Source organism: Rhizobium sp. ZPR4 (assembly GCF_040215725.1).
In the GTDB taxonomy this organism is placed as follows: Bacteria; Pseudomonadota; Alphaproteobacteria; order Rhizobiales; family Rhizobiaceae; genus Rhizobium; species Rhizobium rhizogenes_D.
In genome coordinates this window covers 2,946,255-2,959,601 of record NZ_CP157967.1, presented here as the reverse complement: position 1 = coordinate 2,959,601, position 13,347 = coordinate 2,946,255, and the positions used below count along the sequence as shown (strand labels likewise).

Genomic DNA, 13,347 nt, shown 5'->3' with positions numbered 1-13,347 from the left:
CCAATGGAGCTTTATTTTCCGACAGAATTCGGCGAGCGGCTTGCCTACTGTTCGGCTGCCGTTACGGCGCTGATCGGCCTCTTCCTGATGTTCGCACCGGGTTACGCCTACCGCTTCCTCAAGCTGCAGGTGAAGGAAGGGCGGTCCGAAGCCTATGCCGAGGCGCGCTCGGCCGGCGGCTTCATGGTCGGCATCGGGCTGGTGGCGATCCTGCTGGCGCAGCCGATGATCTATCTGGCACTTGGTGCCGCTTTCGGCGTCGCGGCGTTCGGTCGCATCCTCTCGCTGATGTCCGATCGGGGCAGCATATTTCTGAGTCTTCTTCTTCTGGTTGTGCAGGCTGTGCTGGCTGCGCTACCTTTTCTTTATGGGCTTGGTTATATTTGAGCCAAAAAGCGCTCCGGCGCGGCCATTTTTGTCCGCGCTATCCCCATGGTTTTCGAATTTTGCCATCATAAATTCGCCCGAATGGCGTATTCGTCGAATACGCGTGTTGCGAGTCTCAATATCCTATGTTAGACGAACCCCGAATTTCGGATGAGGCGGGAGAGCACTCCTGCTGATTTCTGGGGGAAATCAAAACGAATTCAAGGACATATCGCTTCCGTCACCCGGAAGTTTGGTTCTTGGGTTGAAATCAGGGAATTTTGTGCCCGTGGCAGACACATCCCAGCATGTTTCTGGTGTCGCAGAACGATATGCCTCGTCGCTGTTCGAATTGGCCCTTGAAGAGGGTTCCGTACCGGCAGTGACCGCCGATCTCGATCGGTTCCAAGCCATGCTTGACGAAAGCGAAGATCTGAAGCGTTTCATCCTCAGCCCGGTCTTTTCGGCTGAAGAGCAGGTCGGCGCGATTGAGGCGCTGGCAAAGAAGGCCGGCTTCGGCGCCTATGTCACCAATTTTCTGAAGCTTGTGGCCAGCAACCGGCGCCTTTTTGCGCTGCCGGGCATGATCAAGGCTTTCCGCATCATCGCCGCTCAGCATCGCGGCGAGATTTCTGCCGAGGTCACCTCGGCCCATGCGCTGACCCCGGCGCAGGAAGATGAATTGAAGGCGGCGCTGAAGGGCGTCACCGGCAAGGACGTGGCGATTGTCGTCACCGTCGATCCGTCGATCCTTGGCGGCCTGATCGTCAAGGTCGGTTCGCGTCAGATCGATACGTCCCTTCGCACCAAACTCTCCACCCTTAAGCTTGCATTGAAAGAGGTCGGCTGATGGATATCCGCGCCGCGGAAATTTCCGCAATTCTGAAAGATCAGATCAAAAACTTCGGCAAGGAAGCTGAAGTCTCCGAAGTCGGCCAGGTTCTCTCCGTCGGTGACGGTATCGCCCGCGTCTACGGTCTGGACAACGTTCAGGCCGGCGAAATGGTCGAATTCCCCGGCGGCATCCGCGGCATGGCGCTAAACCTCGAAGCCGACAATGTCGGCGTGGTTATCTTCGGCTCCGACCGCGACATCAAGGAAGGCGACACCGTCAAGCGCACCGGCGCGATCGTTGACGTCCCGGTCGGTCCGGAACTGCTCGGCCGCGTTGTCGACGCGCTCGGCAACCCGATCGACGGCAAGGGCCCGATCAACGCGACCCGCCGTTCGCGCGTCGACGTCAAGGCTCCGGGCATCATTCCGCGCAAGTCGGTTCATGAGCCGATGTCGACGGGCCTCAAGGCCATCGACGCTCTGATCCCGGTTGGCCGCGGCCAGCGCGAGCTCGTCATCGGCGACCGCCAGACCGGTAAGACCGCCATCATTCTCGACACGATCCTGAACCAGAAGGCCATCCACGATGCAGGTCCGGACAGCGAAAAGCTGTACTGCGTCTACGTCGCTGTCGGCCAGAAGCGTTCGACCGTCGCCCAGTTCGTCAAGGTTCTCGAAGAGCGCGGCGCTCTGAAGTACTCGATCATCGTTGCTGCGACGGCTTCCGATCCGGCTCCGATGCAGTTCCTGGCTCCGTTCGCCGGTTGCGCCATGGGCGAATACTTCCGCGACAACGCCCAGCACGCCCTGATCGGCTATGACGACCTGTCCAAGCAGGCCGTTGCCTATCGTCAGATGTCGCTGCTGCTGCGCCGCCCGCCGGGCCGCGAAGCTTATCCGGGCGACGTTTTCTACCTGCACTCGCGCCTCCTCGAGCGCGCTGCCAAGATGAACGACGAGAAGGGCGCTGGTTCGCTCACCGCTCTGCCGGTCATCGAAACGCAGGGTAACGACGTTTCGGCCTTCATTCCGACCAACGTGATCTCGATCACCGACGGCCAGATCTTCCTCGAAACCGACCTGTTCTATCAGGGTATCCGTCCGGCCGTTAACGTCGGTCTGTCGGTTTCGCGCGTCGGCTCGTCCGCTCAGATCAAGGCGATGAAGCAGGTTGCAGGCTCGATCAAGGGTGAACTCGCCCAGTATCGTGAAATGGCCGCCTTCGCCCAGTTCGGTTCCGACCTCGATGCCGCAACGCAGCGCCTGCTGAACCGCGGTGCTCGCCTGACCGAACTCCTGAAGCAGCCGCAGTTCTCGCCGCTGAAGACGGAAGAGCAGGTTGCTGTGATCTTCGCCGGCGTCAACGGCTACCTCGACAAGCTGCCTGTTGCCCAGGTCGGCAAGTTCGAGCACGGCTTCCTGTCGTACCTCCGCTCGGAAGGTAAGGAAATCCTCGACACCATCCGCACCGAAAAGGCCATCAGCGACGCGACGAAGGGCAAGCTCACGGCTGCTCTCGACAGCTTCGCCAAGTCTTTCGCGTAATCGGGCTCAAGCTCTAGGACGGACCAAGGATGCCTTCACTCAAGGATCTGAAAAACCGGATCGCCTCCGTCAAGGCGACGCAGAAGATCACCAAGGCGATGAAAATGGTCGCCGCGGCGAAGCTTCGGCGTGCGCAGGAGGCGGCCGAGGCCGCCCGGCCTTACTCGCAGCGCATGGCCTCTGTTCTGGCCAACATCTCGGCTGCCGTCACCGATGCTGACGGTGCGCCGCTGCTGATGACCGGAACCGGCAAGAGCGATGTGCATCTGCTCGTCGTCTGCACGGCCGAACGCGGCCTTTGCGGCGGCTTCAATTCGCAGATTTCGCGCTTCGCCCGCGACCATGCCCGCAAGCTTCTGGCCGAAGGCAAGACGGTGAAGATCTTCACCGTCGGCAAGAAGGGCTATGACGTCCTCCGCCGCGAATACGCATCGCTGATCGTCGAGCGCAAGGAACTGCGCGACGTCAAGCGCATCGGCTTCGACAATGCCGACACCATCGGCAAGCGCATCATCGAGATGTTCGAAGCTGGCGAATTCGATGTCTGCACGCTGTTCTATTCCGAATTCAAGTCGGTGATCAGCCAGATCCCGACGGCACAGCAGCTCATTCCGGCTTCGGCTCCGGCCGTCGTCGAAGAAGATGCTGCCCACAAGGGCGCCGTCTACGAATACGAGCCGGATGCGGCTTCGATCCTCGCGGACCTGATCCCGCGCAACATCTCCGTCCAGATCTTCCGCGCGTTGCTCGAAAACGTCGCCGGCGAGATGGGTGCCAAGATGAGCGCGATGGACAATGCGACGCGCAACGCTGGTGAGATGATCAACAAGCTGACGCTGAACTACAACCGTCAGCGCCAGGCACAGATCACCAAGGAATTGATTGAAATCATTTCGGGCGCGGAAGCGCTCTGAGGTTAGGAAAAGAGGGTAAGAATATGGCTGACGCAGCTACCCCCGCAGGTTCTCTCGGTAAGGTTACTCAGGTTATCGGCGCCGTTGTGGACGTTGCTTTCGAAGGCGAGCTCCCGGCGATCCTGAACGCGCTTGAGACCGATAATAACGGCAATCGTCTGGTTCTCGAAGTCGCACAGCACCTCGGCGAAAATTCCGTCCGCACCATCGCCATGGACTCGACCGAAGGTCTCGTTCGCGGCCAGCCGGTCAAGGACACGGGCGCGCCGATCTCGGTTCCGGTTGGACATGAGACGCTCGGCCGCATCATGAACGTCATCGGCGAGCCGGTCGACGAAGCAGGTCCGCTGAACACCGCCAAGAAGCGCGCCATCCACCAGGATGCTCCGTCCTACGTCGAGCAGTCCACGGAAGCGCAGATCCTCGTCACCGGCATCAAGGTTGTCGACCTGCTGGCTCCTTACGCAAAGGGCGGCAAGATCGGCCTGTTCGGCGGCGCCGGCGTCGGCAAGACCGTTCTCATCATGGAACTGATCAACAACGTCGCCAAGGCGCACGGTGGTTACTCGGTGTTCGCAGGCGTGGGTGAACGTACCCGCGAAGGCAACGACCTTTACCACGAAATGATCGAATCGGGCGTCAACAAGCACGGCGGCGGCGAAGGCTCCAAGGCTGCGCTGGTTTACGGCCAGATGAACGAACCGCCGGGCGCCCGCGCTCGCGTCGCTCTGACCGGTCTGACCGTTGCTGAAAACTTCCGCGATGAAGGCCAGGACGTTCTGTTCTTCGTCGACAACATCTTCCGCTTCACCCAGGCAGGTTCGGAAGTGTCGGCTCTGCTCGGCCGTATTCCTTCGGCCGTGGGCTATCAGCCGACGCTCGCCACCGACATGGGCCAGATGCAGGAACGCATCACGACGACGACGACGGGCTCGATCACCTCGGTTCAGGCCATCTACGTTCCGGCCGACGACTTGACCGACCCGGCACCGGCAACCTCGTTCGCCCACCTGGACGCAACGACGGTTCTGTCGCGCTCGATTGCTGAAAAGGGCATCTATCCGGCCGTCGACCCGCTCGACTCCACCTCGCGCATGCTCGACCCGATGGTCGTCGGCGAAGAGCACTACGAAATCGCCCGTAAGGTTCAGTCGACGCTGCAGCGCTACAAGGCCCTGCAGGACATCATCGCCATCCTGGGCATGGACGAACTCTCCGAAGACGACAAGCTGTCGGTTGCCCGCGCCCGCAAGATCGAGCGCTTCCTGTCGCAGCCGTTCTTCGTCGCCGAAGTCTTCACTGGTTCGCCGGGCAAGCTCGTCGCTCTCGAAGACACGATCAAGGGCTTCAAGGGCCTCGTCAACGGCGAATACGATCACCTGCCGGAAGCTGCCTTCTACATGGTCGGCTCGATCGAAGAAGCGATCGAAAAGGCCAAGAAGCTGGCTGCCTAATCAGGCCAATCCATCGGCGCGCGGCTTTGCCCGCGCGCCCTTGCCTTGCGAATAAGACAATCGAGAAGTGACGGGCCATGGCTGACAATTTCAATTTCGAACTGGTTTCTCCGGAGCGTCTGCTGCTGTCGGAACAGGTTATCGATGTCGTCATCCCCGCGAGCGAAGGCGAGATGACCGTCATGGCGAACCACGCTCCGACCATGACCACCATCAAGCCTGGTGTCGTCAAGGTGCATTCGGCTTCGGGCAAGAAGCAGGACTACGTCGTTTTCGGCGGTTTCGCCGACATCCTGCCGACCGGCTGCACGCTGCTCGCCGAATCCGCCGTTCCGGTCGAAGACATGAGCCGCGACGAGCTGGACCGCCGCATCAATGCCGCCAAGGCCGAGCTTGAGGATGCCGAGCATCACGAGCACAAGTCGCGCCTGGAGCACTTCATCATGGAACTCTCGCATCTGCGCGGCTCGATCCCTCAGGATTGATGAGATCCAAACATCGATGAGTGAGATGAAAGCGGTCCTACGGGCCGCTTTTTTGTTTGAAGACCCAGGCCGTCCTCGCCCTTCGAGGCTTCGACTTGCAGTCTCCGCACCTCAGGGTGAGGATGGGGCGAACTCCGAACATAAGCCGGCTCCTATGGCATGGGACCAGCTTCGTGGATGAGTCTTGTTCGGGAGGTCAGCCCTCATGGTGAGGCGCGCAGGCTCCCGAGCTCGTCGAAGGAGCCGGAGCCTCGAACCACGAGGGCGGATGAGGAGCGACTGCAATTACCGTCTGCCGAAGCGAACGCGGCGTTTCCTCCGAAGCCGCGTCAGACCTGCTGCCCCTCCAGCAGGAACCGGTGCAGTTGGGCCGCTTCCGGAGACAGCGAGCGAAAGCGCGGCGCACCGAGATAATATCCAAAGCCGCTATCGACGCGATCGTTGCCAACGGTGACGAGCGCACCGGATTGCAGATACTCCTCGATGAGGCCGAGGCTGCCGAGCGCTATGCCTTCGCCCCTAAGCGCCGCTTCCACTGCCATGATATAGGTGGAGAATGACAGTCGCGGCCTCGGCAGCTTGCCCTTCAGGGGATCGCCGATGCGGCCGAACCATTGGCGGAAGCTGATCCAGTGGGCGTTGGCGCGTTCGTAATCGATGAGATCGAGCCCGGCGATATCGACTGCCGTCAGCGCCTGCGGGTCGAGGCCACGAACTGACAGGTAGTCGGGCGAGGCGATCGGCACCAGCACTTCCTTCAAGAGCGGCGTCAGGCTCCAGCGCGGATGTTCTCCGGTGGAATAGATGATGATGAGATCGTTGTTCTCCGAGGCGAGTTCGGAATGGACGTCCGTGGTCAGCAGGCGAACAGAGATGCCGGGGCTCTCCTTGCCGAAATCCCTGAGCCGCTGCCCGAGCCAGAGATGGGAGATCGAGCCGCTCGCGGCGATCGAAATGATCTCGCCCGTGCCGGCGCGGAAGGGCTCCAGGCTTTCCTCCAGATATTCCAGTGTTGCGCGCACGCGCTGGAACAGCCGCTCGCCATCCGGCGTCAGTGCAAGGTTCCGGCCGCGTCGGGTAAAGAGCGTCGCGCCGAGGTGATCCTCCAGCCCCTTGATGCGGCGACTGACGGCGGCCTGGGTGATGTTCAGTTCCCGGCCGGCGCGGGAAAAATTCATGGCGCGCGCGGCTGCATCGAACACGCGGAAGGCTTCCAGCGGAATTTTCTCCAGCATTGGCTCTCCATAACTTCAGATCATCAATATTCCCGATAATTGCGCGGATTTGAAGATCTGAAATTGTGATGCAGGATCATGGGCATCAAATCAGCCGCTTTTCCAAGGTGATCTCGCGTGTCCTTTTCCATTTCCGCCATTCCTGACATTCATTTCGGCGACGGAGCTCTCTCCGGCCTTCCCGCGGCGGTCAAATCCTTCGATGGCGTTGGCACGGTTTTGCTTGTCATCGATGCCTTCCTGGCGCAGTCCGGTCTTGCCGCCAAGATCAGCGCCGATCTTGCCGAAGCGGGCGTGAAGATGCAGGTCTTTTCCGATTTTGCCGGCGAGCCAAAACTTTCGCATCTGCATGCGGCGATCGAAGCCGGGCAGGGGGCGGATATGGTGATCGGCATCGGCGGCGGCTCGGCGCTCGATATCAGCAAGATCGTCGCCTGCTGCATCGCTTCGGGCGAAGATCCGATGCATTATGCGCTAGCCGCCAACCCGCTGCCGAAGAATCCGCTGAAGAAGATCATGATCCCGACCACGGCCGGCACGGGTTCGGAAACATCGGCCACGAATATCTTCGCGGGACCTGAAGGCAAGAAGCTCTGGATCTGGGGACCGGAGACGAAGGCCGATCTCGTCATTCTCGATCCGGCACTGACGAAGACCCTGCCCGCCAGCCTGACGGCATGGTGCGGTCTCGACGCTTTCATCCATGCCTTCGAAGCAGCCACGAACCGCAACACCCATCGCGGTGCACAGTTCTATGCGCATCAGGCGCTGCAGCTGCTGACCGGTGCGCTGGAAACGGCCGTGAAGCAGCCCGATGATATGGCCGCTCGCGGCGATGTGCTGCTCGGCTCCTGCTTTGGCGGCATTGCCATCGACAATTGCGGCACGGCGATTGCGCACAATATCAGCCATGCGCTGGCGGGCCTTGGTCCCGTTCACCATGGTCTTGCAACCGCACTCGGCTTCGAAGCGACGCTTCCATGGCTCGTGGAATCGGATACGGCAGATCTGAACGCCGCTGCCAAGGCCTGCGGCCTTGAGAGCGCCGCCGAACTGCCCGCTTTCGTCTCCGACTGGATGGATCGCTGCGGCATTGTCCGTTCGCTGCCCGCGGCCTTCAAGCCGTTCGACGAAGCTGATCTCGCCCGCGAAATGCGTGCGCCGGAAAACCAGCCCATGCGGCGCTCGACGATCCGCGATGTGACGGATGCCGATATCGACCGCTTTGCCGCCGCCGTCATGGCGCTGCCGAAAGGAATCTGAGATGACCAAGAACTACACGCGCGATTATTGGGAAGACGTTCTTTCCGGCCTCAAGCCGGAAGGGCGTCATTTCATAAACGGTGCCCATCGCGCCGCGGCCTCGGGCGAGACCTTCACCCGCATCCGCCCGATGGATGGCAAGCCCGGCGCTGAGCTTGCGCGCGGCGATGTCGCCGATGTCGATGCTGCGGTCGCCTCTGCCCGCGCGGCCTTCGAAAGCGGTGTCTGGCGGAAGAAGGAGCCGCTGGAAAAGAAGAAGATCATGCTGAAATGGGCCGATCTCATTCGCGCCCATGGCGACGAGCTGGCCATGCTCGAGACGATCGATGTCGGCAAGCCGGTCATGGCGTCGCTTGGTGTCGATGTGCGTCTTTGCGCCGACGGCATTCAATTTTACGGCGAAATGATCGACAAGATGTATGACGAGATTGCGCCGACCGGTCCGAATGCGCGCGCATTGGTCCGTAAAGTGCCGCTCGGCGTCATCGGCGCGATCACGCCCTGGAACTATCCGATGATCATCGATGCCTGGAAGCTCGGGCCGGCGATCGCTGCCGGCAATTCCGTGGTGCTGAAGCCGGCCGAACAGTCTTCGCTTTCGGCGATCCGCCTTGCCGAGCTGGCGATCGAAGCCGGCTTGCCGGCAGGCGTCTTCAATGTGGTGACGGGTTACGGTGAAGAGACCGGCAAGCCGCTGGCGCTGCACATGGATGTCGACATGATCGCCTTTACCGGCTCCACCGAAGTCGGCAAGCTGATCATGGGTTATGCGGCGCAATCGAACGTCAAGCGCGTGGCGCTGGAACTTGGCGGTAAGTCGCCGCTGGTCGTGTTCGAAGATGCCGATCTCGATGCCGCAGCCGTGGCTGCGGCCTGGGGTTGCTTCTACAATTCCGGCGAGACCTGCCATGCCTCGACGCGCCTCATTGTGCAGCGTTCCGTGCAGGACAAACTGATCGCAAAGATCGAGGCGGTGACCCGCTCCGATATCGCGCTCAAGCATCCGCTCGACCCCGCAGCGCAGATCGGCGCCTTGATCGAGGAAGAGCACATGAACAAGGTGCTGGCGATGATTGCTGCCGGCGAGAAGGAAGGCGCGCGCCGTGCCTTCGGCGCCGAGCGCGTCTTGAGCGAAACCGGTGGCTATTACGTCTCGCCGGGCGTTTTCGTCGACATGACCAACGATATGAGCCTGGCACGACAGGAAATCTTCGGCCCGGTTCTCGCAGCCATCCCCTTTGACACCGAAGAGGAGGCGCTGAAGATCGCCAATGACACGATCTATGGCCTTGCCGGAGCGGTCTTTACCAGGGACATGGATCGCGCTCACCGCTTTTCCGAAGAGATCCATGCGGGTACGGTGTGGATCAACACCTATGACATGTCGAACTTCGCGACGCCGTTCGGTGGCTTCAAGCAGTCCGGTTTCGGCCGCGACCGCTCGGTGCATGCGATCGATAAATACTGCGACTACAAGACGATCTGGCAGCAGTTCGGCTGAGGATTGAAGTCAGCATGATCCCGTCCGAAGCGGCGACGCTTGCGGGATCATGCCTGGAGGATAAGGGGAGCATAATGAGCAAGATCGTTTCCATCGAAATCACCCATCACCGCCTGCCGCTCGATCCGGCGTTCAAGGCGAGCTGGGATGGCCGTCCGCGTAAGCATTTCGATGCGACCATCGTGCGCGTCCGAGATGATGAGGGACGTGAAGGCATCGGCTCCGGCGACCTGATGAAGGGTTTCGAGGGACATGAGGATCTGTTCATCGGGCAGGATCCCCGGCACGTCGAACGGCATTATGAAGTCCTCTCGCACATCAATTTCCATTATGGCCGCTGCTGGCCGATGGATCTGGCGCTGTGGGACCTATCCGGCAAGATCACCGGCGAGCCGGTCTGGCGGATGCTCGGCGGCCGTGCCAGCCGTGTAAGGCTCTATGCCTCCTCCGGCGTGCTGCGCGAACCCTCGGCCATGGCAGATCAGGCCGAGCGCTATATCGACGAAGGCTTCCCGGCCATGAAGGTGCGCTTCTCCTCGTCCTCGGGCGGCCGCGGCGGCTGGCGCGAGGACGTCAAGGCGCTGGAAGCGATCCGCGCCCGCGTCGGCGACCGGCTGGAACTCATGGTCGACTGCAATCAGGGTTGGCGCATGCCCTGGGATACGACGCTCCCCTGGACCTTCAAGGACGCGCTGGCCGTTGCCAAGGAGCTGGAGCGGCTCGGCGTCTACTGGATGGAAGAGCCGCTGCATCGCTCGGACCGCAAGGGCATGAAGGAATTGAAGCAGGCAACGTCGGTCCGGATCGTTGGCGGCGAGATGACGCGCGAGCTCTACGAGTTCCGCGATATCATCGAGGAACGTGCTTTCGATGTCATCCAGCCCGATGTCGCGCTTGTTGGCGGCATTACCGGTTGCCGGCGGCTCGCCTATCAGGCGCGCGAGGCGGGCGTGCAGTTCACGCCGCATTCCTGGACGAACGGTATCGGCGTGTTGGCTAACGCGCATCTGACGGCCGGCGTTGCCGATGCCGCCTGGCTCGAATACCCCTATGACAATCCGGAATGGAGCGAAGCCCGCCGTGACTATCCAATGGCCGCGCCGCTCAAGCATGATGCCGGCTGGCTGGATCTCGGCGTCGCGCCGGGGCTCGGTATCGTTCTCGATGAAGAGCGGCTGAGGGCGACGCGCATCTAGGATGCATTCAGCAATTCTCGCCGGCGCTGCCTCCTTCCACGACCCGTCAAGCAGTGGCGGGTCGCATGACTTTACCTTCCCGTGTCCGCGCCCACTGAATGACGGGGCGCTCGAGCAGCACATAGCTCAGCGTGCCGATAGCGAAGATGATGGCGGCTGCGATCAGGCTCGAGACTATCCAGCCGCCCAGCACATTGTCCGAACCTGCCCCGAAAGACGAGGGGAATAGCTGTGGCATCAAGGTCAGCACGATATCCTGCCAGATGTAGACCCCGAAGGAGACTGTGGCGACATAACGGCTTACGGGATTGTCGAGCAATTTTGCCAGCAGTAGCGATTGCGGAAGCGTGCAAAGCGCGATCGCGACCGCTAGCGGAAGCAACGGGAATTGATAGGGAATGCCGAGCCAGGCATAGCCCTCCGCCGCGCCGCCGATCGACTGCGGCAGCTGCCACGCACCCATGACGATCGCGAGCACGCCGATGGTGTCATAGATTACCGAGCGGCGGGCCGGGAGGGCGGTCTGGATGCCCGCGGCGAGCGCGCCGATCGCGAATATCGCAAAGAAGCCGATGGGGTTGTAGCGCGGCATCCATTCCTTGGCGCCACCCTGGAAGCCATATTGCCATCCCCGCCCGACGCTGTCGGTCGGGAGATAGGTGACGACAAGCCAATGGCCGACCAATGATATCGCGATGATGCCGATCCAGAGCAGGCGGCTGACGAGCATGGAGCGCGATCTCAATTTCGGATGAAACAGCAGCAGGAAACCGACCGGCAAGAGGACATAGCAGGTCGTCTCGAAGGGGATCGACCATAGAGGCCCATCGCCCTGCACCGGGAAAAAGGTGCGCCAATGCCATTGGCTCATCAGGAAGAAACCGGCCATATAGCGGCCGATCAGTTCCGCATCCAACGGAAAGCCGTAGATCGTGAAGCTGATCAGGAAGCCGACCGTCAGGGCAAACCAGAAGCCCGGCAGGATACGCGCCGCGCGGCGCATGGCGTAAATCTTTAGTGAAGGCAAAGGTTGGGCCTTATCCAGCGCCTGCCAGAAGGGACGGGCCAGAAGAAAGCCGCTGAGGACGAAGAAGACCGAGACACCGTGGTTGCCGAAGCGCGCGATTATGAAGGTCATATCCAGATCCGGAGGGATCTTGTAAAAATTCATTCGGAGCACGAGATGGTGAACAAGCACCATCAGACATGCGACGGCGCGCATGAAATCCGCTCCTCCCAGCCGCTTCCCGTTCTCCATTCCCGTATCCGCCCGAGATCTCCTCCTATTGCGTTAGGTCATCGCGACCGTTTCGGCAAGCGTGATCCTTGAAGGCAGGACGCCCGGACCCGTGGTGCCGGATCCGGGCATCGAACCGATCTCCCGCACCTGCCAGAAACGAGAGATCGGATTCCTATGTCTGGGAGAGGGATCAGGCGGCTGCGGAGCGATAGGGGCGCGTCGTGCGTGCCGGTTTCAAGGCGTTGCTCCACCAGTTCAGCCGCGCGATCATGAGAACAAGTGATTTTCGCGCATCGAGCGGGTTTTCCAGCGTACCATCCTCGGCAAATCTGCCCCACGGATTGGCGAAGCTGACCGTATCGCGCACGGTGACCGTATGCAGTTCGGCAAAGACGAGCCGCAACTGTTCCACGGCGCGCAGGCCGCCGGAGATGCCGCCATAGGAGACGAAGGCGACAGGTTTGCCATGCCAGGGTTCGTAGACGAGATCGAGCACGAATTTCAGCGAGGCGGTGAAGCTGTGATTGTATTCCGGCGTGACCACGATGAAGGCATCGGCATCCGAAAGCCGCTCAGAGAGAGCCGCGACGCCGGGATGCTCGCGGTTGTGCGCAAAAGGCAGGTCGAATTCGAGGGGGTCGATCAGGTCGATGTCTACAAGCGGATAGTGCGCCAATTCGCGGGCAACCCAGTTGACCACCCGGTCGCACAGCCGGCCCGGGCGCGTACTGCCGTAGATGATCGCCAGCCGGGTTCTTTCTGTCATGTCATGCTCCTGCTTTACGCGGTTCGGAGCCAGGGTTATAAAACCTCAAGTAAAGTTAAGGTCAATAGCGAATTATGGGAAAAATCGATCCTGCTCAATTTTCGAAGCTGCTGACGGTCGGCGAGGTCGCGGCACGTAGCGGAGTGGCGGTATCCGCACTGCATTTCTATGAGGCGAAAGGCCTGATCGAGAGCCATCGCAGCCGCGGCAACCAGCGGCGTTACCCCCGCGAAGTGTTACGGCGGGTTGCTGTCATCAAGGTAGCGCAAAGGGTCGGCATCCCGCTTGCAGAGATTCAGGCGGCTCTTCAATCATTGCCACAGGGGCGCACGCCGACGGCGTCGGATTGGAAGGCGCTTTCGGAGCAGTGGAAGGACGATCTCGACGACCGCATCAAACGCTTGCAGGGACTTCGCAATCAGCTGGACAGCTGCATCGGCTGTGGCTGTCTTTCGCTCGACAGCTGTCCCTTGCGCAATCCCTGGGATACGCTTTCCGAAGAAGGGGCTGGGCCGCGATTGCTTGATCCCGGAGAGTGAATTGAACGC

General features: G+C 61.0%; 13 protein-coding genes. 10 read left to right on the top strand and 3 right to left on the bottom strand.

Annotated elements, in window-relative coordinates; genetic code table 11:
- Positions 1–3 precede the first annotated feature (3 nt).
- From ABOK31_RS14480 to ABOK31_RS14455, 6 genes are all read left to right on the top strand, one after another.
- On the top strand, positions 4–387 hold the full coding sequence (locus tag ABOK31_RS14480; protein ID WP_174177992.1) for a DUF4345 domain-containing protein: 384 nt from the start codon (positions 4–6) through the stop codon (positions 385–387).
- 262 nt (positions 388–649) lie between these two features.
- Positions 650–1,216 carry a F0F1 ATP synthase subunit delta gene (locus ABOK31_RS14475; protein WP_349956465.1) on the top strand — a complete coding sequence of 189 codons (567 nt, stop codon included), beginning with the start codon at positions 650–652 and terminating at the stop codon, positions 1,214–1,216.
- The gene (gene atpA, locus ABOK31_RS14470) at positions 1,216–2,745 is read left to right on the top strand and encodes a F0F1 ATP synthase subunit alpha (protein ID WP_174177988.1); all 1,530 of its coding nucleotides are present in this window, start codon (positions 1,216–1,218) and stop codon (positions 2,743–2,745) included. The genes ABOK31_RS14475 and atpA overlap by 1 nt, the downstream gene beginning before the upstream one ends.
- A 29-nt stretch (positions 2,746–2,774) precedes the next feature.
- Positions 2,775–3,659 carry a F0F1 ATP synthase subunit gamma gene (locus ABOK31_RS14465; protein ID WP_174177986.1) on the top strand — a complete coding sequence of 295 codons (885 nt, stop codon included), beginning with the start codon at positions 2,775–2,777 and terminating at the stop codon, positions 3,657–3,659.
- A 23-nt stretch (positions 3,660–3,682) separates the two neighbouring features.
- Positions 3,683–5,113, top strand: coding sequence for a F0F1 ATP synthase subunit beta (atpD, locus tag ABOK31_RS14460; protein WP_174177983.1), 1,431 nt, complete (start codon positions 3,683–3,685; stop codon positions 5,111–5,113).
- Positions 5,114–5,190: 77 nt separating this feature from the next.
- Positions 5,191–5,598: a F0F1 ATP synthase subunit epsilon gene (locus tag ABOK31_RS14455; RefSeq protein WP_095436050.1), complete on the top strand. Its 408-nt coding sequence runs from the start codon at positions 5,191–5,193 to the stop codon at positions 5,596–5,598.
- A gap of 329 nt (positions 5,599–5,927) precedes the next feature.
- Here ABOK31_RS14455 and ABOK31_RS14450 read toward each other — a convergent pair whose 3' ends face one another.
- Positions 5,928–6,833, bottom strand: coding sequence for a LysR substrate-binding domain-containing protein (locus tag ABOK31_RS14450; protein ID WP_349956464.1), 906 nt, complete (start codon positions 6,831–6,833; stop codon positions 5,928–5,930).
- A 117-nt stretch (positions 6,834–6,950) separates the two neighbouring features.
- Between ABOK31_RS14450 and ABOK31_RS14445 the strand changes: the two genes are divergently transcribed.
- From ABOK31_RS14445 to ABOK31_RS14435, 3 genes are all read left to right on the top strand, one after another.
- Entirely contained in the window at positions 6,951–8,096 is a 1,146-nt protein-coding gene (locus ABOK31_RS14445) for an iron-containing alcohol dehydrogenase (protein WP_349956463.1), read from the top strand.
- Between the two features lies 1 nt (position 8,097).
- Entirely contained in the window at positions 8,098–9,597 is a 1,500-nt protein-coding gene (locus tag ABOK31_RS14440; protein WP_349956462.1) for an aldehyde dehydrogenase, read from the top strand.
- A gap of 74 nt (positions 9,598–9,671) precedes the next feature.
- A complete protein-coding gene (locus tag ABOK31_RS14435) occupies positions 9,672–10,793 on the top strand; it encodes a mandelate racemase/muconate lactonizing enzyme family protein (RefSeq protein ID WP_349956461.1) in 1,122 nt (373 codons plus the stop codon).
- Between the two features lie 46 nt (positions 10,794–10,839).
- Here ABOK31_RS14435 and ABOK31_RS14430 read toward each other — a convergent pair whose 3' ends face one another.
- Together ABOK31_RS14430 and ABOK31_RS14425 are read right to left on the bottom strand one after the other, a co-directional pair.
- Complete coding sequence (locus ABOK31_RS14430) at positions 10,840–12,051, bottom strand: acyltransferase (protein ID WP_349956460.1); 1,212 nt, start codon at positions 12,049–12,051, stop codon at positions 10,840–10,842.
- A gap of 172 nt (positions 12,052–12,223) precedes the next feature.
- A complete protein-coding gene (locus tag ABOK31_RS14425; protein ID WP_349956459.1) occupies positions 12,224–12,799 on the bottom strand; it encodes an NAD(P)H-dependent oxidoreductase in 576 nt (191 codons plus the stop codon).
- Between the two features lie 74 nt (positions 12,800–12,873).
- On the opposite strand from ABOK31_RS14425, the gene soxR reads away from it, so the two are divergent.
- Positions 12,874–13,338, top strand: a complete 465-nt coding sequence (gene soxR, locus ABOK31_RS14420; RefSeq protein ID WP_349956458.1) for a redox-sensitive transcriptional activator SoxR — start codon at positions 12,874–12,876, stop codon at positions 13,336–13,338.
- Positions 13,339–13,347 lie beyond the last annotated feature (9 nt).

Coding starts and splice junctions, on each gene's coding strand:
- ABOK31_RS14480 (WP_174177992.1), top strand. CDS start 4: ATGGAGCTTTATTTTCCGACAGAATTCGGCGAGCGGCTTGCCTACTGT.
- atpA (WP_174177988.1), top strand. CDS start 1,216: ATGGATATCCGCGCCGCGGAAATTTCCGCAATTCTGAAAGATCAGATC.
- ABOK31_RS14465 (WP_174177986.1), top strand. CDS start 2,775: ATGCCTTCACTCAAGGATCTGAAAAACCGGATCGCCTCCGTCAAGGCG.
- atpD (WP_174177983.1), top strand. CDS start 3,683: ATGGCTGACGCAGCTACCCCCGCAGGTTCTCTCGGTAAGGTTACTCAG.
- ABOK31_RS14455 (WP_095436050.1), top strand. CDS start 5,191: ATGGCTGACAATTTCAATTTCGAACTGGTTTCTCCGGAGCGTCTGCTG.
- ABOK31_RS14450 (WP_349956464.1), bottom strand. CDS start 6,833: ATGCTGGAGAAAATTCCGCTGGAAGCCTTCCGCGTGTTCGATGCAGCC.
- ABOK31_RS14440 (WP_349956462.1), top strand. CDS start 8,098: ATGACCAAGAACTACACGCGCGATTATTGGGAAGACGTTCTTTCCGGC.
- ABOK31_RS14435 (WP_349956461.1), top strand. CDS start 9,672: ATGAGCAAGATCGTTTCCATCGAAATCACCCATCACCGCCTGCCGCTC.
- ABOK31_RS14430 (WP_349956460.1), bottom strand. CDS start 12,051: ATGGAGAACGGGAAGCGGCTGGGAGGAGCGGATTTCATGCGCGCCGTC.
- ABOK31_RS14425 (WP_349956459.1), bottom strand. CDS start 12,799: ATGACAGAAAGAACCCGGCTGGCGATCATCTACGGCAGTACGCGCCCG.
- soxR (WP_349956458.1), top strand. CDS start 12,874: ATGGGAAAAATCGATCCTGCTCAATTTTCGAAGCTGCTGACGGTCGGC.